Here is a 19,111-nt window from a genome sequence, read left to right on the forward strand (position 1 = left end):
TATGTCTTCCAGCCGGCCCATGAACGCGCTCACCGGACTAGAGTGGGTCGATAATGATCCTCTCTATCACTGCATTGGCGCCGAGCTTGCTAAATCTCCGCCGCAAGGTGTGGACCTTGAGGAAAACGACACTTTTGATGAAATTATGAGCGAGATGATGAAACGTGGTACGCTCAATCAGAGCTCTATCCGTTGGGAGTGGGTTTGTGATGTGTGCGTTTCTTTACTCACGATGGAAGCAAAAGATTTTCGTCTTTTAAACTATTTGTTGTTATGTCTGCCCCATTTAAAAAAATATGACGATCCAATGACACTGGCTGCAATGATTACAGCTCGTTTCATTGACTTATGGGGTACGACAGCGTTTCCCCAAATGAAAAAACGGTTGCCGGTTCTTCGTAAGATTGTTGAAGCCATAGACCAGATTGTCAATCTTTCATTGGAACAGGAAAAGGGAAAAGAACACGTCGTCCTTGTTTCAGAAAAGCTGCGGAAAAGTGCTGATTATTTTGAAAAATACGATCATGAGCTTGCGACAAAACTGAAAGCTTTAGGCAATCGGGTTGAGGTGTCCGTACTTGAAGATGAAGAGAGCGGATTACCATCGTTAGAAAAAATTCTGAAGGAACCGGCACAACCTAAACCTATATTAGAGGTGAAAGATAAGGATAATGCCAGCGGTCAAACGATCGAACTTCACCCGGAAAATCTGACACTTGATAGCCGCAATGAACGAAGTCTCAAGCAGAGTCTGAATAGCGTTGCAGACTTTATTCTGACTTTTGATGTTACAAATCCTCTTTCTTATCGGTTGCGACGTTTTTCAACCTGGTTTGGTATTCAAAACGCGCCAGAACAACGAAAAAAGGATGACCCCAAAACGGTTATTCTGCCTGTAGCACCCAATGCTTTGGATGAATATCGTATTGCCGCTCAACGCGGGCAAATGAATACTGAAATTGTCCAAAAACTGGAACGGAGCTGCAATATACAACCATTCTGGATTGAGGGACATTATCTTGCGTATAAATTGGCAGCCATATGTGATCGTAAATATGTCGCCGATGCCATTCTTGACGAGACATGCCGGTTCTATTCAAAATTTGACTGGATTTCTCAGCTCCAGTTTTCTGATGGAACACCATTTGTGCCAGAAGAGGTTACAGAATGGCTAGAGGGATATAAAAACTCTGGCAGCCATCATGGGCAATCACAGAATAGCGAGATGATTGATGGTGAAATGCAACAGACCGTCCGGTTAGCACGTGAGAAAGCCAATAGCGGCCAACTTAATGAAGCAATCAGCCTTCTAGAGAAATCCCAATCTGTCAGCAATTCCCCTAGATCACAGGCATTGTGGGAAATGTTGATGATGGAATGTTTAAGTGAGTGGGGTATAAAAACTCTTGTCAATGTTCAGGCAAAACGATTGGAAAATGATATCGCTAATATGACAGTCAAAGAATTTGAACCTGAGCTATTGAACCGAATTGGGCATCTTGTTGCCAAGCCTTGAAAACACCTTCTACCGCAATGAAGAGTCTACCCAATTGCCGTCATGTGTAATTCACTTTCGAAATCTTAAGTATAGGTAAACATTTATAAGCTTTCGAAAGAAATACTGAAACTAAGTTGCTTGAAAGCTGACATGTTGTTTTTATGTTTTTCTTTTGTTTGCGCTAATTCGCACTTATTATTTAAACCCAAATAAATTGGATCCATAGCGTTAAAGATGATATGCGCTACCCCCATCAGATAAGTCCTATCTTTCTCCGCATGTTGTAAATCCATGCTATCCGCATAGGTCTTGTATACAGTAAAAACGAGCAATCCACCGTTAGGAAGATGATATGGCACACTTACCCCTAGTTCAAAACCTATCTGAAGAAAATAGTTTGCAACCAATTTAGCTTGACCAATTTGTGCATAGGGCGTGACCACAGATTGTTCTTTAAATGACCAAGCGAAAGGCATATTACGATAGATTTTAAGGTTAAGAAGTGGATCATATTGATATAATCCGTTTTCGAGCCAAAGCGTTTTAAATTCATCTGGTCCTTGGTAAATTTCAAATATTTCAGGTCTTTTGAAGAAATTCTTACAATTTGTCATGTCAGGAATGAACTCGTATGAGCAGGCGCGATAGCCTAATGGCTCGATAACCTCAGCAGCTGTCTCGAGCGCTGAAATAACGTTTGTTCTCCCGTTGAACTTGGATTTAAAAAACTTCAGTTCTTGATTATGCATGGTCGAATCTATGTTGAAATGGAGATGTGCTTTATATCATATCTGTTGAATTTAAAAAAAAGCATCAACTTATAAACCAATATCCCAACTATACACATATTATTTTCGTGTTATCGAATTAGACGCCCCCCCCCTCAAGCAGTACGAAAAAATCTAACCAACCCTATGATATAAAGCTATCATGACAAAATATTCTTGCAAAAAAATCTATCATAGTAATTCTTTTGTTTTTACATTTCCCCTGGCGATACTACATTAATTCGGATCATACCGCTGATAATCTAGCAAATATATTTTTCGTTCGTTATTTTCACGACGAAATCTAAAAGCCGAGGCTGGTGTCAAAAATGGCATAACGCACCGAAGTAAAAGCAAATGGCTACCATTATATGCCCTGAACGGGTTTTCAAATTGCCGCCGACTGATGCGAAAGGCAAGTCAAGTTGCCTTGCGTCCTTGTCATGCCCAGCTGTTCGAGATATCCCAATCTTCAACAAAGTGCGCGATGCACTTCGTGCCGGCCCCCGTTGTGACTGAACTCCGTCGCTTTTTTCGATAGCTGATGGCAAGCCTGGTTCCTCCATTGTCCGTGTTCTGTTTTCCCAGATCAAGCCTGAGTGCAGCGAGAGAACATAGAACAGCTTTATACCAGCTTCGCCCTCTATCTGTCACTTTTCAACTACGCCGTTTTTTCTCGATGCATGATCAAACGTTACAATACGCCTTGTGAAACTATAATGCGAATTTTAGTCAACGCATCATTTATAGGTTTAACAGGGTACTCTCGCTGAAAATGTTGTTGCAGATGTCCTGACAACAAAGATTTTTGTTTGCAAAGTACAATAGTCGTTGGCACCTTTCATTACCCCTTGGATATCGTCATAACTCTCGCACGGGAAGCTTATGGATACGAGATCGCTGCAATAAAAGGTTACACCAATCTTTGGCTCTAGCAATGAGGAATGGCTTGGATGAGCGACCGTAGAGTATAATAATTATTGCCATTGCGATCGGCAAGCGCACGCACCAGATGCTGTCATCAGAGAAGACGAAAAGGACATGCAGTTTGCGTTTCAAAAGTTCAAAAATCAATGTGGTCAAGAATGTAGCGCAGGACACTTGCCAAAACGCAATATTTTGAGAAAGTCGCCAAGAAGTTCACCAACCTGAATTTGATTGTACCTAGGCGCATCTCCTTTCCACGTCATGTTACGGGAGCGAAAATATATTTATATTGAGAAATTCGAGCAACACATCGTCCATAAAGGCGGCCGAATGGTCAATTTTATGTATTCGATTTTCTAAGAGCCGCTCTGCTTATCAACTTAAGTAGTTCGGTGATCATCGGTTTTAATATAGACCATCTAAAGTAGCACGATGTGCCCATTTTTATTAAAGTGTCTCAGATATAGAAAAATCACGATGCATAACTTTTGCACAAAATAATTGAGTTTGCCACGCACTACTTCCCCGTGCGCGGTTCTTTAAATTCATTCAAACGCAATTTCGTAGATGTCCCGCCAGATGTTACCATGCTATATTCTCCACATGCAGCGAAGCTGAACTAGAAATTCAGTTTGCTGTCTGATCTTTCGAGCAAACATTATATTGTCCACGCGAGACATTGCATGGACAATATTTCCAGTACAATGATAAAAAGTAATACCGGTATTCTAAAGAGGGGATTTTGTGTGGTGGCGCAAACACAAACAAATAAAGTGGCTTTTAATCTGGTAAAAAAAGTGGCCGAGTTTCTAAAGCAAAAGCCAAATGAACGATATACCGCACGGCAAATTGCCGAATGGATATTTGCCACCTATCCTGATGCTTGTAAAGCAAAACAACAGCGCTCTACCGCTACAGTGGTACCTTTAGTAAGTAGCGCCGCTTTGATTCAACAACTTGTTGCTGAAATTGGTGCAAACCGACCCAGACTGCAAATCCGACACCCACAAATCAAGACGTCCGAGGGGCGGCCTCGTAAATATTATTATACAGATGAAAGTGATGAAACGGAAATTGCCGCGGTAGAACAACAGGAGAACGACACGGTAAGCTTCATAAAGAATAACAGCAGCCCAAAAGGTGAACAGTTGCTTTACCCCAAACTGATTGGCTATCTGGTTGGTGAACTGAATATTCACAGCAAACGTATTGATGAAAAAAAATCCTCCAACAACAAGGGTCCTAAAGGCAACAAATGGCTGTATCCGGACATTGTAGGGATAGAGGACCTTAGCCGCGACTGGAACCGCGAAGTTAAGGATTGCGTCAAAGAATGCGCAGGTAAAAAAGCAAAATTATGGTCGTTTGAAGTCAAGCAGCTCATTAATCGGTCGAATGTTCGTGAAGTATTTTTTCAGACGGTCAGCAACTCATCGTGGGCAAACTTCGGCTATCTTGTTGCAGGTGAAATTGGAGGCAGCGAAACAATGGCCGAACTTCAGATGCTGGCAGGTCTTCATGGCATCGGGGTTATACGGCTCGATAAAGATAACCCCAGTGAAAGCCAAATTCTTATTCCTGCACGTGAACATATCGACATAGACTGGAATACAGCAAGTCGGCTTGCAGATGAAAACACTGACTTTCTTGACTACATAAAACAAGTTCGACAGTTTCATCAAACCGGAGAAATTAGCAAGTTTAATTGGGATAAATCTCTCAATTCGGGTGTGTGACGTGGAAACCTGCTATTTCGTGACACACGCTTGGCCGGGATAATTTAAAAAAAATGACACAACTCTGTTGCAGACTTTTAAAATAGGGGGCCAGTGTCCCAAGGGCACTACTTTCGCCCCAAGGGCACTACTTTTTAAATGCTGATAGTGTATACATTTGAAGACGAATAATTATTCTGCGTAGCGGATTTAATGGTTTCTGTTCGGAATTCTTAGAAATTTTGCGTGAAAGCTGTTTGGGTTTTCATTTGCCCTATGAGCCAAAAAAAATCACATGATATTGAGAACTTTAGAACGTTTGAATGGGCGGTAAGATCGCTCTTGAAACTCATCATTATAATGGAAACTTATAATCTGCAGCCGCCTTTATTCGCATTCCTGCAAGAAATACGACCTCTTATGCTGGGTCTAGCATAAGAGGTCGTAAGAAGATTGGTCGTAGCGGGGAGCGGACCAATCTTCTTGTCACTGACGATAAAGCAGATCATTGGGTAACCTGTTTCAATCAGTGCATCCAATCTATCAAGATATGCGGCTTTTAATATCACCACATCGTAAAAAAAGGGGGTGAGAAACATTGTATTTTTGGCAAAACATCTATCCGCAAGTCACCAAAGCATCGCGCAAAGTCTATATAGCTCGTGGCGATTGCGGGCATCCGTTTTTCGGTAAAGATGTTTCAAATGCGTCCGCAATGTATTATGCGAAATACTCAATTCTGCACAAAGCTCGTCATTGCTGAGACCTCGCCCAAGGAGTTCAGCTATACGAAACTCTGTCGGCGTAACATTTTGTGCTTTTTGTTGCGCGGTAAATAAAACCTTCTGCCCCTGCGGAACACGTTGTGCATATAGCATTCGAGCAAATACACAAGTCTGTAATATTTGCTTTTTGAGGCTGATTGACTCGTCGGTCCTGATTTTCTCGCCAGAGTGCATACACCAATTCACCGCGGGCAAGCCCATTGCCCTTAAACCGGTGGCAGCTGATCCACCACCTGCGCCGATCAGTGTGGCATTTACACCCAATTCACTTGCAATCGCTTCGCTCAATATCTTGACAACTGGTGTATCTGGCGGCGCCGCTGGTGCTTCGCGTGATAGCCTTACAAACTCAAAGTCGAATTTGACGGCTTCGTCCGCTTCAAACTGGTCGGCCATGCTTTGTAGTGCATGAACAAAGCGAGGTCCGGAAACGTCCAATGTCAATCTGACATCGAGATAGAACGTGAATTTTCCTGCGACATGGTCGATACTCGCGCTAGAGCTCTCACAGAAAGTGGGGGTGATCGTGGAAACATTCGGGACAAAATTATCGTCAGGATAGGCATATTTTTCCCGCAATATATCGAGGTTGCTGATGAATTTTGCTGCTGCCTCAAAAGCATTGCTGCCTTTAACATAGCCGGCATGGTAATTACCGCCGGTAACGGTGATGCGGATTGTCAGGCTGTTTTTCTCATTGATTGTAATGAGACTACCTTCTTCATTGCCGAAGTTCGGCACCACATAGAGATCATTCGGGCAGAAAAGCTCGGGGTGTTTTGCAGCGAGTGTTGCCAAGCTTTTTTCATAATCCGTTAATCCGGTACTAACACAAATTAAACCCAATCCGAGTTTAGGTAAACCTTCCCCGTCAAGCTGTTTCAAGCCGTCGAATAGCAGCAATGCCGAGACAATACCCTGATGATTGTCTTCCACACCCAAACCGTAAAGCCGATCGCCGTCCACGCGAAGTTTGAAAGGTGAACTTGTCCAATCTCCGGTAGGTGTACTTGCCAACATATCGAGATGGGTAATCAACCATAACATATGGCGTATGCCTTTTGGCCGAAAACATGCAACGAGATTCGGACGAAGCGGATTGTCCATGTGATCGTCGACAGCATCAATACGGGCAATTCGGCAGATACCGTTTTCATACAGCCAGTTCTCGATCCATTGGGCTTTGGCTTCTGCAGCATTTTCAGGCATGGCTGCAACGCTCTCTAACAATCGACGATGCATATCAAGAGCACTTCCCTCTGCCCTTTTTATAATGTCTAGAAGACCTGGCATTTTATCCTCTCTGAATGAAACATGCTTGGGTATGACAGCTGATCACCGGTACATCATCAATCGCTTTTCATTTTATTTTTCAAAAGCTCGCAAGCGAAGAAGTTGAATGAACCTCACCCTGTTTGCTACGATATGATACATTATAGGGCTCTCTTATTGTGAAACCAGCACAACGCCTATCACCCCCAAAGTATTTTTCGGGGGTGATACGAAATCATCTCAATCTGTTTGGGAGTCATTAATAGCGGTAGGCTATTCTCAAAAAAGCATTGGCATTCATTACAGTCGGATAAACCGCCCGGTATTACGAGATTGCTAGAGAATACGCGCTTTTGTAATGCAACGCGTATTCTATAACCTTTTGCTGTGCTATTCAGAACTGAGCGCGAATATTTGGTGCCATTTTCTTAGCCCAAAGACCGGTAACAATTGGCACTATAATTGAGGTTATCACCACACAGGTTGCAACAAGAGCCGTTGCCGACTGCGCGACCGTTGCAAATTCAGGACTAATCTGCGAGATGGCGACAGGCGTAGCAACTGCTGCGCCTGCTGAGCTTGATGCAGCAATGCCAGCTGTCCCTCTTCCGCCAGCGATAAAAATATCGGCCAGGATCAAAGGGATACCGCTTATAATGACAACGGCAATAGCCATCACGATACCGAGTACGCCCGTGTGAAGTACGGTACTGAGATCGATTGTATTGCCTAATGCGAAGGCGAAAAATGGAATGAGCAATTTTGTGCCGGGGCTAAACAAAGCTCGAATGTCTTTATCAAGATTTCCAAGGATAAAACCCACCAAAAATGGTAATAACACGCCTATCAAATGGGCCGGAGAAAATACTGCGGCACCTGTTGTACCCAATATTATCATCGTTACGAGCGGTCCTGACTCCATGGATACCAAAACGGCAGCGGCGGCTTCCTCTTTGGTTCCGTACATCTGGGTAAGCGATGCGTAGAGGCCCGCATTCGTCATATCCAATGCCGCGACGATAGCCAATGTTGATAATCCTGCGAAAAATCCCGCTGTAATCCCTTCAACTGGCAACAGATGCGTACAAAGGAGTGCAACACACCAAGCCACAAGTATTTTGGTCCCGACAAGTGTGCCGGATTTACGCAAAACCGTACCTGTCGCTTTCAGATCAATAGACGCCCCCATGCAAAAAAGCCAAGCTGCAAGCAGCGGAATGGCTCCTGTCATGATCCCTTGCGTAAACGATCCGAAATAGAGCGCAGAACCGGGCACAAAACTTTTAACCAATGCACCGGCAAAAAGGGGAACTGTCATTAGACCGCCCGGCACTTTTTCAATCATCTGGATGATACGCATTTCAATTCCTCCGTTTGGATGCGTGCTAACTTCAAAAACTCATTAGGTTGAATTCCGACCTCTCCCGCTGGTCGTGTCCTGATACCACTCGGTTACTCGACCGCATGGCATTTGCGCCGATACAACCTTATGCTTTTGACCGCGAAGCAAAAAATGGTGGGATTTGCACCAGTCAGGCGGACAATTTTCGGTAAGACGCGGCGTAAAACGCCACAATTATAAAGCATATGAGCGGTAGACTATAAGAAACATGCGTTCCCATAGCGTCGGAAATCCGGCCCATAAAATATGGCATAATGGCACCGCCGACGATTGCCATAATCATATATGAGCTTGCCATCTTCGTTTGGGAACCAAGGTTTTTGACGCCCATCGCAAAAATGGTTGGAAACATAATCGACATAAAGAAAAAGATGCAAATAGCTGCAATGACAGGGATATAATCGCTACCGGTTAGAATGAGGCCGCATAATGCTATGTTTACAACTGCGTAGACGAGCAAGAGTTTTGCAGCACTTATTTTCATCATCAGACCGGTTGTGATAAATCGCCCTAGCATAAAGGCAAGCATGGCGATAGACAGATAAAAAGCCGCGTTCTGGCTACTTGCGTTTGGCCATGTTTCCACCGTTAGATTGATAAAAAACGCTCCCACGCCGACTTGCGCTGCGACATAGAAAAGCAGTGTGATGACACCAAACAAAAATTCTTTATGAGACCACATGGAAACCTGATGGGTTTGCGCATTGGCACCGTCCCGTTCGCTTTCTAAAACACGGAGATCTGGCAAAGGTGTTCTTGCAAACAAAACGATAAGACAGATCACAACAAAAGCTATACCGACATAGGTAAAAGTCACGGCATCAAAGCTGGCTGTATCGTTTTGCTGTGTTGTTTGGAAAAAGAACATACCACCGATAAGCGGCCCGATAAATTGACCCAAGCCATTAAATGATTGCGAAAGATTGAGCCGTTGCTCTGCCGTCCGTGGATCCCCCAACGCAGAAGAATATGGATTTGCAGAGGTTTCGAGGAAACCGAGGCCCAATGCCAAAACAAACAGCGCAAACAAGAAAAAATAAAAACTCATAACCATTGAGGCCGGTACAAAGAGCAAAGCACCCAAGGCATAAAGCGACAAGCCCATAATGATACCCGCTTTATATCCGCGTTTGGAGATAAATAGACCGGCGGGTAAGGCTATGACGAAATAAGCACCAAAATATGCTGCTTGAATGAGACCGGACTGGGCTTTTGAGATGTGCAATGCTTCTTGAAAATGTTTATTCAATACATCTACAAGGCCGTAGGATAGCCCCCACATCAGAAAAAGTGCAGTGACGAGGATGAACCCGATTTTATATTTCGGTTCAGTAATTTTTGCTTTCATGAAAGTTTCCTCCCCTTCGTAATCAAGCTTGCGATAAATCAAAAATTTTGACCATATCGATCCATTTTTCGCCAGCGCGTGCGGATGGCAAAGGCTTCTGGAATTGCGACATAAGCGCTTCCCATTGCCTATTGGTTTCGTCTCGCTCTGCTATCCGTTCAGCGTCTTGTGAATTGAAAGTATCAACAACATCCATCACCATGAACAACCTATTCTCAACCTGCCAAATTTGCATATCGATGACGCCGCGCTGGCGAATATTATCGGCAACTTCCGGCCAGATTTTTTGATGATAACGCTGATATTGCGAAATCATTTCAGGATCATCCACGAGGTCTAAAGCCATGCAAAACCGCTTCATTTTTGCCTCCAAGCTAGGCTGTTATCGCGCGGTCGAGATGGGTATATCCGCCGTCTACAAACAGATGTTGTCCGGTCGTATGCGAGGCGCGGTCTGATAATAGAAAAACAACAGTATTGGCGATCTCATCGACTGTTGTCATACGTTTTCCAAGCGGAATGTTCGCCGTTATCTTCTTCAATTGCTGGTTCGGATCCTTGAATGTTTGAATCCATTTTTCGTAAAGCGGTGTCATGACTTCTGCGGGAATAACAGCATTGACACGGATGCCTTGGTCGAGCAGCGCGGCTGCCCATTCGCGCGTAAGCGCCATGCGCCCGCCATTTGCAGCAGCATAACCACTTGTATGCCCTTGCCCAGTGACAGCGGTTTTAGAACCGATATTAACGATAGAACCACGCGTTTTTACGAGATGAGGCAGCGTATAATGCGCCATAGTAAAGTAGTGTACGAGGCTTTTTTCCAATGACTGACGGAACTCGGCAACCGAGTTTTCCAATCCCATATTGTCATTGACACCGGCATTATTGACAAGGCCGTCAATTTTGCCGAAATGATCGGCAATGTCGCTGATTGCTTCCGCACATGCCTTTTCATCCATCAGATCCAATTGTTTGAAAAGATACTTTGCGTCGATCGCTTTTAATTCTTTAATGAATTCTCCATGTAGCGGAGAACGCCCGATTATGGCAATTTTTGCACCTTCGGCGGCCAGATGCTTTGATATCGCTCCGCCTATGCCCGCACCACCACCTGTGACAATGACGACTTTATCCTTGAGATCGAGATTCATATGCTTACTCCTCATATTCACTAAATTCGATAGATCTTCGCCGGTGTTTTTTCCTCGACCGTCAATCTATCGTTCTTGTTCCAACTACCCGTCCAGACATCCCAATAGTTCAGCAGGGTATGATAATCATGCGTTGCGAAAGAAACCGGCCAATCAGAGCCCCAAACAAGGCGATCAGGGCCAAAAACATCCTGCACAACATCAATGTGACGCTGGTAAAGGTCCGGCAACGCATTTGGCGGTCCTTCGGTTACGAGCCCTGATATTTTGATGCTGACATGATCCATGGCGCGCAACGCAACCATTTGTGCCTTCCAATAATTAAAATCGTCGGCATTGCCGAAGACGGGCTTGGCCAAATGATCAATGACGAGATGATGCTTGTCGTAACTGGAACAGAACTTAACCACTGCTGGCAAATCTTTTTGCTGAACCAGTACTTCATATACCAACCCGGCCGCCTGGATTGCGGGCATCGCTTGTTGAACACCGTTATGGTCTTGTAGAAAAGAAGACGGGCTGGCTTCATCTTGTACAAGATGCCTGAAACCTTTGACGATGGGATTATCCTGCGCGTAAAAGATTTGCGGTTCAGCCGCGGCATTAAAGTCGAACCAGCCTATGACGCCGGCTATTTGGCGGTAGCGCTCCGCCAAATCGCATAAAAACCTATTTTCATCCATCTTTGGGCGCGCTTGCACAGCAATAATCCTATCCACCTGCGCCCCCATTGCAGGCAAAAGGTCATCCGGCAGCATATTACGGGCTATCGGCTCCAAGTCTGCGCCGATCCAAGGGAACTCCTGCGCGTCATAAGACCAAAAATGTACGTGACAATCGATCATCTCCTTATCCGCCTGCTTTCAGCCTTTAAATTGATATTCTTGCAGTGAGGCGGTTTTCATTTCGATGGAAAAACCCGGCGTCGTTGGCGGAATGTAGGCTGCTTTGCGCACGATGCATGGCGTTACAAAATGTTCATGTAAATGATCAACATATTCAGTCACGCGCCCTTCGGTCGTACCGGAAAAGCAAAGATAGTCTATCATCGCTAAATGCTGAACATATTCGCAAAGACCTACTCCGCCGGCATGGGGGCAAACGGGCAGATTATATTTTGCGGCCATAAGCAAAACCGCGAGAACTTCGTTAACGCCTCCCAATCGACAAGCATCAATTTGCACGATATCTATGGCTTCGCGCATGATGAACTGCTTGAACACTATGCGATTTTGGCACATTTCACCCGTAGCAACCTTGACGGGGCTTACTGCGAGGCGAATGGCGCGGTGGGCTTCGACATCGTCAGGACTTGTGGGCTCTTCAATAAACCACGGATTGGCGAAAGATAGCTCCTTAACCCATTGGATTGCCTGATCGCGCTCCCAAGTCTGATTGGCATCAATCATCAATTGACGATCAGGCCCGATAATATCGCGTGCGATTTTTACCCGTTTCTTATCTTCTTCAATATCACGTCCAACCTTGAGTTTGACGAAGTTGAAACCTTCATCGATAGCCTCCTGGCACAAACGCGCTAGTTTTTCTTCACTATAGCCAAGCCATCCAGCGGACGTCGTGTAACAAGGATAACCTTTTTCCAGCAGTATGGCCTCGCGTTCCTCTTTATTTTTGGCACGCTCACGTAAAAGAGAAATAGCATCATCCTTGGTGATGCAATCGGTCAGATAACGAAAGTCGATACACCCTACCAACTGTTCCGGTGTCATATCAGCAACCAGTTTCCAAACCGGTTTTTTGACACTTTTCGCCCATAAGTCCCAAATAGCATTGACAATCGCACCCGTGGCCAAATGAATTGCGCCTTTATCCGGGCCGATCCAGCGAAGTTGGCTGTCTGACGTTAGATGCCGCCAGATTTGTGCGGGATTGTTCTTTATATCATCCAATTCCAGGCCGATGACCAAATGCCGCATGGCATTGATTGCTGCACAGCAAATGTCGTTGCCGCGACCAATGGTAAAGGTAAGCCCGTGGCCTGTCAGATTTTTGTCGTCAGTTTTTAAAATGACATACGCAGCCGAATAATCCGGGTCGGGGTTCATTGCATCAGAACCATCAAGTTGCTGAGATGTCGGAAAGCGTACGTCCAAAACGTCCATATCAATAATTTTTGTCATTACTTCATACCTTGCATAAACACGTCAATGATTTGGATTAATCGCGAAAAAAGCCCGCAGGGATTAGGTTTAAGGTGCAACGTTTTTCACCTCATATTTCTTCTGCTTACGGGCGGAGAACGTAACAATAAGGGCCGCACAGACAATGGTGCATAGTGAAAGTACAACCAAACCCGCGGATTTATTGGCGAACATACTTTCCGCTTCTACCCTTATGATCGGTGCCAGAAAACTACCGACAGCACCCAGCATGGTGCAAAAACCGATGCCGGCAGCAAGTGCAGCACCGGATAGAACTTGCGGCGGAAATGTCCAGAAGATCGGTTGAACCGCAAGGAATCCCACAGCTGAAAAGGACAGCGCCACAATGGCAACCGGGGCAGATGCAAATGCTGAAAGCGTGAGACCTACTGCTGCCAAAATAACGATAAATGCTGCGACCGGAATGCGAAGATGCGGGAAGCTATCCGTATAACGCGGGATGTAATACACACCGAAAACAGCGGCAGCATAGGGAATGGCAGCGACAAGAGACGCTTTGAATCCAATTGTTGTGCCCATAAGAGCCGCCACCTGAGACGGCATAAAAAACAGCATTCCGTAAACGCCGACTTGCAAAAAACCATACATAAGCGCCAAATGCCAAACAGCGGGGCTACGAATAGCATCGGCTACTCGGCTGACCTGCTGTTGCTTGCCTTCAATTGCAATTGTTTCGGCCAGAATAGCGCGTTCTTCGCTTTGCAGAAACTTCGCCTTATCTGGAGTATCATCAAGATAGAAGTAACAGAAGATGCCGATAAATACCGCTGGCAACCCCTCCAATACAAACATCCACGTCCAGCCTGCGTGACCGAGAAAACCGTGAAGCTCGAGAAGTGCACCGGAAATTGGAGACCCCAATGCCAAAGCAAAAGGGACAGCCAATACGAAGGCACCAATCACTGCACCACGAACCTTATCGGGGAAGAAGATGGATGCCATAAGCAAAATCCCGGGGTAAAAACCGGCTTCGGCAATACCAAGAAGAAAACGGATAACAATAAATTCGAACTCGTTGGTGATGAAGCCTGTCGCCATCGACAGAACGCCCCAGATGACGGTGGTCAAACTAATCCATAGCCGCGCACCTATTCGATTCAAGATAAGATTGGCCGGAACACCAAAAAGCGCATAGGCACAGAAAAATATGCCTGCACCCAATGCATAAGCACCGTCTGATAGATGGATATCCGCCTGCATCGCATCTTTGGCAAAACCGATATTCACACGATCAATGAAAGCAACAAAATAAAGTATGAAAAGCAGCGGCATCAGCCGTACCCATACTTTGCCGATCGCCTTGTTCAGCAATGGATTGTCATATGCTGTAATTGTCTTCATGGTCTCTCCTCCCAAGCACCACAGTCACGGGAACACGCTGACAGCGCTCCTATCATCGCCAGCGTGTTTTTAGATTTGTGCAATTTTATCGTGCAGCGATCACCTTTTGGGTTTGCTCACCCAATCCTGTGATACCCAGATGCATTTCCTGACCGGCTTTCAGATAGATTGGCGGCTTTTGTCCCAATCCGACGCCTGGAGGTGTGCCCGTAGAAATGACGTCACCCGGTTGTAAGCTCATAAATTCGCTTAAATAACTGACGATGGTAGCGACATCAAAAATCATCTTGTTCGTATTGCCGGTTTGAAAACGTTTTCCATCAACATCGAGCCACAAATCAAGATTTTGCGGATCGGCAACTTCGTCTTTTGTGACAAGCCAAGGGCCAATTGGACCAAAAGTATCACAACCTTTACCTTTGTCCCATGTGCCGCCCCGTTCAATCTGATATTCACGTTCTGAAACGTCATTGACAACGCAATATCCTGCAACGTGATCCATAGCGTCGCCCTTGGTAATATAACGTCCGCCTTTGCCGATCACGACACCCAGTTCCACTTCCCAATCGGTTTTCTTGGAACCGCGCGGAATCTCCACATCATCGTTAGGGCCAACGATTGCGCTTGTCCATTTGTTGAATACGACCGGCTCTTCAGGGATCGCCGCATTTGTCTCAGCAGCATGGTCCGAGTAATTCAGACCTATACAAATGAATTTTCCAACGCGTCCAACACAGGCACCAATACGCACTTCAGGGGCAACGATAGGCAACTTCGAAAGATCCGCTTTACGAATTTTGTCGAGTTCGCCAGCAAGAGTTGCGCCGTCAATATCGTGCACGATTGAAGTCAGGTCGCGAATGTTATTCTGTTCATCCAAGATACCCGGCTTTTCAGCACCCTTTTCACCATAACGTAGAAGTTTCATTTTCTTTCTCCCGAAGTTTAGAGCGCATTTCGATCTGATTGGATCAGATCGACGCTCTAATCCATTGTTTAACACCGCGTTTTTTTACCTAAAACCGCTTCACACTTTTCTGAAAACGCTCTAATTGGTCCAACCACCGTCGATCATATTGAATGTGCCGGTTGTGAAAGAGGTCTCATCACTTGCCAAATAGACGGCCAGAGCCGCAATTTCATTGACATCGCCAATGCGACCCATCGGCTGGCGGGCAACGAATTGCGCATAGACATCTGCCTCGCTGCGGTTTTCCTGCTTCGCCTGGATGGCAATGCGTTGACGTAACGATGGTGAATCGACAGTACCAGGGCAAATCGCATTGCAACGAACGCCGCGTTTCACGTAATCCGCCGCGACGGAACGGGTAATACCCAATACGGCAGCCTTAGTCGCACTGTAGGAAAAGCGGTTTGTCACCCCTTTTATGCTGGAGGCAGCAGAAGACATATTGATGATCGAACCGCCACCATTTGCCAACATGAATGGCAAGAACCCTTTTATCAGACGATACATCGGGTCTACATTGATAGAAAAGGCCCGTTGCCACTGTGCTTCATCACATTCTTCAATCGTACCTGCTGGCACCCAGCCCGCGCAGTTGAACAGGACATCTATCGCACCGGTTTTATCGATAAAATTCGCAATCGCATCGGCGTCGGTTACATCCAGTATAACCGTTTCTATTTTTGGATTTTCCTCCCGGAGCGTTGCAAGGTGATCGCCATTGATGTCGGCGGCAATAACCGATGCCCCTTCTTCTGCAAATTTTAAAGCTGATGCGCGTCCAATACCTTGCGCAGCAGCTGTGATGACACATCTTTTTCTATTGAGGCGCATCTTTCCTCCTATTATGACATAATGTCATGAATCATTATTGGTTAGACCAATTATTTTGGCCCGACCAATTAACAATGAATTTTCTTGCTTGGCAAGAACCAATTTGCAGTGGAAGTTATTTCAATGAATACGTCGCGTTTATACCAAACCATTGTCAGCAAGATTAAGCGCGATATCGAGACCGGACATTATCAGATTGGCGATAAGCTGCCCGCCGAGCGAGATCTGGCAGAAATTCTCAAGGTTAGCCGAACCTCTGTCAGGGAAGCGATTATTGCTTTGGAAGTATCTGGTCTTGTTGAAGTCAAGGTTGGCAGTGGTGTTTACATCAAGTCAGGAATGACGTTGCATGGCCCCGACCTGCATCCGCAAATTCACCCGCTTTTGAAGCCTTATCTAAAAGATGATGAGGAAATTGCTCCTTTCGAACTATTGGAAGCACGCTTGCATCTTGAACCGCATTTGGCAGAGATGGCAGCAACCGAGCGCACAGATGCGCAAATGGCTGAGATCAAGCAGGCTTATCTGATGAATGTATCGGATAATCTGGAACAGTCGAAAGATCATATTGGTGACAGGCTATTTCATATCCGTATCGCGGAATCTGCACAAAATGCAGCCTATGCTTTTTTTCTCAAATATCTTTTGGGACAACAATATACCGAAGTTTTCAGCGGTTTGCAGAAGCTCTATACGCCGGATGACATGCCATTGCGCTCTCAGGTGGAACATCATCAAATACTCATAGCGATTGAAAAAAAACAACCGGAAGCTGCGCGTATTGCAATGCAAAACCACATCCAAAACGTTATCAATATCTTCTCAAGACGCATGGAATAGTCGAGACAATATTACGTTTCCAGCGTTGACAATGCTTAACGTTTGAATGGCAAAAGCTCCAAAACGTCTTCATCATAAAGAGCCAATGCTTGCTGTTCTTCCTGCAAAAAGCGGGCGACCGCGTCCCTCAAATGGATATTATCGATATAATGTGCCGAGTTGGTTTCGGTCGGTATATAACCCCGTTGGATTTTATGTTCGCCTTGCGCACCCGCTTCCACTATGCGGATTTTGTTTTCTATCGCGTATTCTATCGCCTGATAGTAACAAAGCTCAAAATGCAGGAATGGGTGGTCTTCAATAGCACCCCAATGGCGACCATAGAGATGGTCAGTACCTTTGAAATTGATCGCACCCGCGATACGTCGGCCATCTCTTTTGGCTATCATGAGAACGATATCACCTGCCATGGATTTGCCAACAATAGAGTAGAATGCGCGCGTAAGATAAGGCGAACCCCACTTTCTCGCGCCTGTATTCTGATAAAACACAAAGAAATCGTCCCAGACAGCCTCGGTCAGATCGGATCCAGTCAACCATTCGATCGTGATTCCACTTTCAACGGCAGCACGTCTTTCACGTTTGATAACTTTGCGTCTTCGGGATGGTAGTGTTTGCAAGAAATCATCAAAGTCACAATAACCGTCATTATAAAAATAATACTGCCGGTCACTGCGAATGAGATAGTTTTGTTGCTTGAAGACTTCCACATCGTTCGGTTTGATAAACGTTGAATGCACCGATGATAGGCCATTCAGTATGGCAATTTCTTTCAAGCCTTCTGCCAACATCTTTTGGATATTATTCTGGTTATCTTGCGCCAATGTAAGCAGTCGCGGCCCTGGAACCGGTGTAAACGGAACTGCCACCTGTAACTTGGGATAATAGTGCCCGCCTGCCCGATCATATGCATCGGCCCAACCTTGGTCAAAAACATACTCACCCTGACTGTGGCTTTTCAGATAGGCGGGTGCAAGCCCTACGATACGGTTCGACTGATCAACCAGCCGGAGATATTGCGGCAACCACCCCGTCCTTTCCCCGACGGATCCAGACAATTCCAGCGCTGTGAGAAAATTACGAGAAACAAACGGGTTATAATCAGGTTTTCCCGCCACCGTTCCAGTGAAATTCCAGTGTGCAGGATCTATATCCGCTGCGCCACCACCGATTTGCAACGTCAAATGCTCTTGCATGGCAAAATCCGATAAAAAAGATCGGCCTGTTCCATAAACAAATAACAATTAAAGGCCGTAAAAATTTACTTACGCCAAGCAAGCAATTTCGCAGCAAAATCTAGTAAACCACCGCAAAACGGATCGAACCGATAGCGCCGGCAAATATCTGTTTGCCATCTTGCTGTATTTGCTGAACCGCTTTCTGATCAATCATGCTGCGATCCCACATCGTACCGCCAATGCTATCTTGTTTCCAATCGACTGGTTTACCCAGTAGGTTTTCCGAATCTGCCTGATTGTAGATCTTTGCGGTGTCATTTTGTAAAGCTTTAAACAATGCTTCGTCACCACCAAATAGGTTGCCCGTACGCGCTGACGAACGTACCAAATCTTGTAATTGCTCGTCGCTTAACTCAGGCGGTGTGTAAACCTGAAAATTACCGTTTGGAACGCCTTCGTAGGACGCATATTGGCTTGCATCAGCATTCTGCGTTGTGCCCCGATAATATTCGGGATTAGCCATATTGACGTTGATATTTTGGGCAATAATACCCGACGCATTCACCCCGTTTTCGACGAGTTCCTGAATGCGTGTAAGAGAATCGTAAATCCTTGGAGAAAGGACGTCGCGCTCACTTACCTGAACAGAGGGCGTATCGCTGCGCTGTTGCACGATAGTTGCAATGTTTTGAGCAGCGCGAGAACCAGGTATTTGATAGGTGTCATTTACACCGTTCAACTGAGTTGCAGTTACCGATACCATTTTTCCCTCCATTATAACGTTAATGCGCGTTTCGCTTAATAAAGTTCAGACAACTCGCATTAACACATTGCTTAATTGCGTTGTTGTATTCCCCTTCACCGCTTTTGGGTACACGCATCAGGGGTTACAACCCGCAG

The 19,111-nt window shown here is 45.5% G+C and carries 16 protein-coding genes; 3 read left to right on the top strand and 13 right to left on the bottom strand.

The annotated features are described in order from the left end of the window. Window position 1 precedes the first annotated feature (1 nt). Complete coding sequence (tssA, locus tag ACYSNS_RS12495) at window positions 2-1,516, top strand: type VI secretion system protein TssA (protein ID WP_461723498.1); 1,515 nt, start codon at window positions 2-4, stop codon at window positions 1,514-1,516. Window positions 1,517-1,599: 83 nt separating this feature from the next. Here tssA and ACYSNS_RS12500 read toward each other — a convergent pair whose 3' ends face one another. Further along, window positions 1,600-2,247 carry an autoinducer binding domain-containing protein gene (locus tag ACYSNS_RS12500; protein WP_461723499.1) on the bottom strand — a complete coding sequence of 216 codons (648 nt, stop codon included), beginning with the start codon at window positions 2,245-2,247 and terminating at the stop codon, window positions 1,600-1,602. Between the two features lie 1,628 nt (window positions 2,248-3,875). On the opposite strand from ACYSNS_RS12500, the gene ACYSNS_RS12505 reads away from it, so the two are divergent. Beyond that, window positions 3,876-4,928, top strand: coding sequence for a COG2958 family protein (locus ACYSNS_RS12505; RefSeq protein WP_461723500.1), 1,053 nt, complete (start codon window positions 3,876-3,878; stop codon window positions 4,926-4,928). 608 nt (window positions 4,929-5,536) lie between these two features. Here the strand turns inward: ACYSNS_RS12505 and ACYSNS_RS12510 are convergent. From ACYSNS_RS12510 to ACYSNS_RS12555, 10 genes are all read right to left on the bottom strand, one after another. Beyond that, window positions 5,537-6,985 (bottom strand): LuxR C-terminal-related transcriptional regulator, encoded by a 1,449-nt coding sequence (locus tag ACYSNS_RS12510; protein ID WP_461723501.1) that lies wholly within the window; start codon window positions 6,983-6,985, stop codon window positions 5,537-5,539. 373 nt (window positions 6,986-7,358) lie between these two features. Next, window positions 7,359-8,324 (bottom strand): 2-keto-3-deoxygluconate permease, encoded by a 966-nt coding sequence (locus ACYSNS_RS12515; protein ID WP_461723502.1) that lies wholly within the window; start codon window positions 8,322-8,324, stop codon window positions 7,359-7,361. A gap of 172 nt (window positions 8,325-8,496) precedes the next feature. Continuing rightward, a complete protein-coding gene (gene fucP / locus ACYSNS_RS12520; RefSeq protein WP_461723503.1) occupies window positions 8,497-9,714 on the bottom strand; it encodes an L-fucose:H+ symporter permease in 1,218 nt (405 codons plus the stop codon). A gap of 22 nt (window positions 9,715-9,736) precedes the next feature. After that, window positions 9,737-10,075 carry an L-rhamnose mutarotase gene (locus ACYSNS_RS12525; RefSeq protein ID WP_461723504.1) on the bottom strand — a complete coding sequence of 113 codons (339 nt, stop codon included), beginning with the start codon at window positions 10,073-10,075 and terminating at the stop codon, window positions 9,737-9,739. A 13-nt stretch (window positions 10,076-10,088) separates the two neighbouring features. After that, complete coding sequence (locus tag ACYSNS_RS12530) at window positions 10,089-10,868, bottom strand: L-fucose dehydrogenase (protein WP_461723505.1); 780 nt, start codon at window positions 10,866-10,868, stop codon at window positions 10,089-10,091. 20 nt (window positions 10,869-10,888) lie between these two features. Continuing rightward, window positions 10,889-11,713, bottom strand: a complete 825-nt coding sequence (locus tag ACYSNS_RS12535) for an amidohydrolase family protein (protein WP_461723506.1) — start codon at window positions 11,711-11,713, stop codon at window positions 10,889-10,891. Between the two features lie 18 nt (window positions 11,714-11,731). Continuing rightward, window positions 11,732-13,009: an L-fuconate dehydratase gene (locus tag ACYSNS_RS12540; protein ID WP_461723507.1), complete on the bottom strand. Its 1,278-nt coding sequence runs from the start codon at window positions 13,007-13,009 to the stop codon at window positions 11,732-11,734. A 69-nt stretch (window positions 13,010-13,078) separates the two neighbouring features. Next, window positions 13,079-14,392: an MFS transporter gene (locus ACYSNS_RS12545; protein WP_461723508.1), complete on the bottom strand. Its 1,314-nt coding sequence runs from the start codon at window positions 14,390-14,392 to the stop codon at window positions 13,079-13,081. An 85-nt stretch (window positions 14,393-14,477) separates the two neighbouring features. Next, on the bottom strand, window positions 14,478-15,320 hold the full coding sequence (locus tag ACYSNS_RS12550) for a fumarylacetoacetate hydrolase family protein (protein ID WP_461723509.1): 843 nt from the start codon (window positions 15,318-15,320) through the stop codon (window positions 14,478-14,480). Window positions 15,321-15,440: 120 nt separating this feature from the next. Beyond that, window positions 15,441-16,193 carry an SDR family oxidoreductase gene (locus ACYSNS_RS12555; RefSeq protein ID WP_461723510.1) on the bottom strand — a complete coding sequence of 251 codons (753 nt, stop codon included), beginning with the start codon at window positions 16,191-16,193 and terminating at the stop codon, window positions 15,441-15,443. Window positions 16,194-16,316: 123 nt separating this feature from the next. Between ACYSNS_RS12555 and ACYSNS_RS12560 the strand changes: the two genes are divergently transcribed. Continuing rightward, a complete protein-coding gene (locus ACYSNS_RS12560; protein ID WP_461723511.1) occupies window positions 16,317-17,033 on the top strand; it encodes a FadR/GntR family transcriptional regulator in 717 nt (238 codons plus the stop codon). Between the two features lie 35 nt (window positions 17,034-17,068). Here the strand turns inward: ACYSNS_RS12560 and ACYSNS_RS12565 are convergent, their stop codons facing one another. Continuing rightward, window positions 17,069-18,229, bottom strand: coding sequence for a GNAT family N-acetyltransferase (locus tag ACYSNS_RS12565; protein ID WP_461723512.1), 1,161 nt, complete (start codon window positions 18,227-18,229; stop codon window positions 17,069-17,071). A gap of 100 nt (window positions 18,230-18,329) precedes the next feature. Further along, window positions 18,330-18,974 carry a hypothetical protein gene (locus tag ACYSNS_RS12570; protein WP_461723513.1) on the bottom strand — a complete coding sequence of 215 codons (645 nt, stop codon included), beginning with the start codon at window positions 18,972-18,974 and terminating at the stop codon, window positions 18,330-18,332. Window positions 18,975-19,111 lie beyond the last annotated feature (137 nt).

The sequence above is a fragment of the Bartonella sp. LJL80 genome, from assembly GCF_054871565.1.

Bases quoted from the DNA above. Each gene is read 5' to 3' on its own strand.
- ACYSNS_RS12525 (WP_461723504.1), bottom strand. From the start codon at position 10,075: ATGAAGCGGTTTTGCATGGCTTTAGACCTCGTGGATGATCCTGAAATG.
- ACYSNS_RS12540 (WP_461723507.1), bottom strand. From the start codon at position 13,009: ATGACAAAAATTATTGATATGGACGTTTTGGACGTACGCTTTCCGACA.
- tssA (WP_461723498.1), top strand. From the start codon at position 2: ATGTCTTCCAGCCGGCCCATGAACGCGCTCACCGGACTAGAGTGGGTC.
- ACYSNS_RS12560 (WP_461723511.1), top strand. From the start codon at position 16,317: ATGAATACGTCGCGTTTATACCAAACCATTGTCAGCAAGATTAAGCGC.
- ACYSNS_RS12535 (WP_461723506.1), bottom strand. From the start codon at position 11,713: ATGATCGATTGTCACGTACATTTTTGGTCTTATGACGCGCAGGAGTTC.
- ACYSNS_RS12505 (WP_461723500.1), top strand. From the start codon at position 3,876: ATGGACAATATTTCCAGTACAATGATAAAAAGTAATACCGGTATTCTA.
- ACYSNS_RS12510 (WP_461723501.1), bottom strand. From the start codon at position 6,985: ATGCCAGGTCTTCTAGACATTATAAAAAGGGCAGAGGGAAGTGCTCTT.
- ACYSNS_RS12545 (WP_461723508.1), bottom strand. From the start codon at position 14,392: ATGAAGACAATTACAGCATATGACAATCCATTGCTGAACAAGGCGATC.
- ACYSNS_RS12570 (WP_461723513.1), bottom strand. From the start codon at position 18,974: ATGGTATCGGTAACTGCAACTCAGTTGAACGGTGTAAATGACACCTAT.
- ACYSNS_RS12550 (WP_461723509.1), bottom strand. From the start codon at position 15,320: ATGAAACTTCTACGTTATGGTGAAAAGGGTGCTGAAAAGCCGGGTATC.
- ACYSNS_RS12565 (WP_461723512.1), bottom strand. From the start codon at position 18,229: ATGCAAGAGCATTTGACGTTGCAAATCGGTGGTGGCGCAGCGGATATA.
- ACYSNS_RS12500 (WP_461723499.1), bottom strand. From the start codon at position 2,247: ATGCATAATCAAGAACTGAAGTTTTTTAAATCCAAGTTCAACGGGAGA.
- ACYSNS_RS12515 (WP_461723502.1), bottom strand. From the start codon at position 8,324: ATGCGTATCATCCAGATGATTGAAAAAGTGCCGGGCGGTCTAATGACA.
- ACYSNS_RS12555 (WP_461723510.1), bottom strand. From the start codon at position 16,193: ATGCGCCTCAATAGAAAAAGATGTGTCATCACAGCTGCTGCGCAAGGT.
- ACYSNS_RS12530 (WP_461723505.1), bottom strand. From the start codon at position 10,868: ATGAATCTCGATCTCAAGGATAAAGTCGTCATTGTCACAGGTGGTGGT.
- fucP (WP_461723503.1), bottom strand. From the start codon at position 9,714: ATGAAAGCAAAAATTACTGAACCGAAATATAAAATCGGGTTCATCCTC.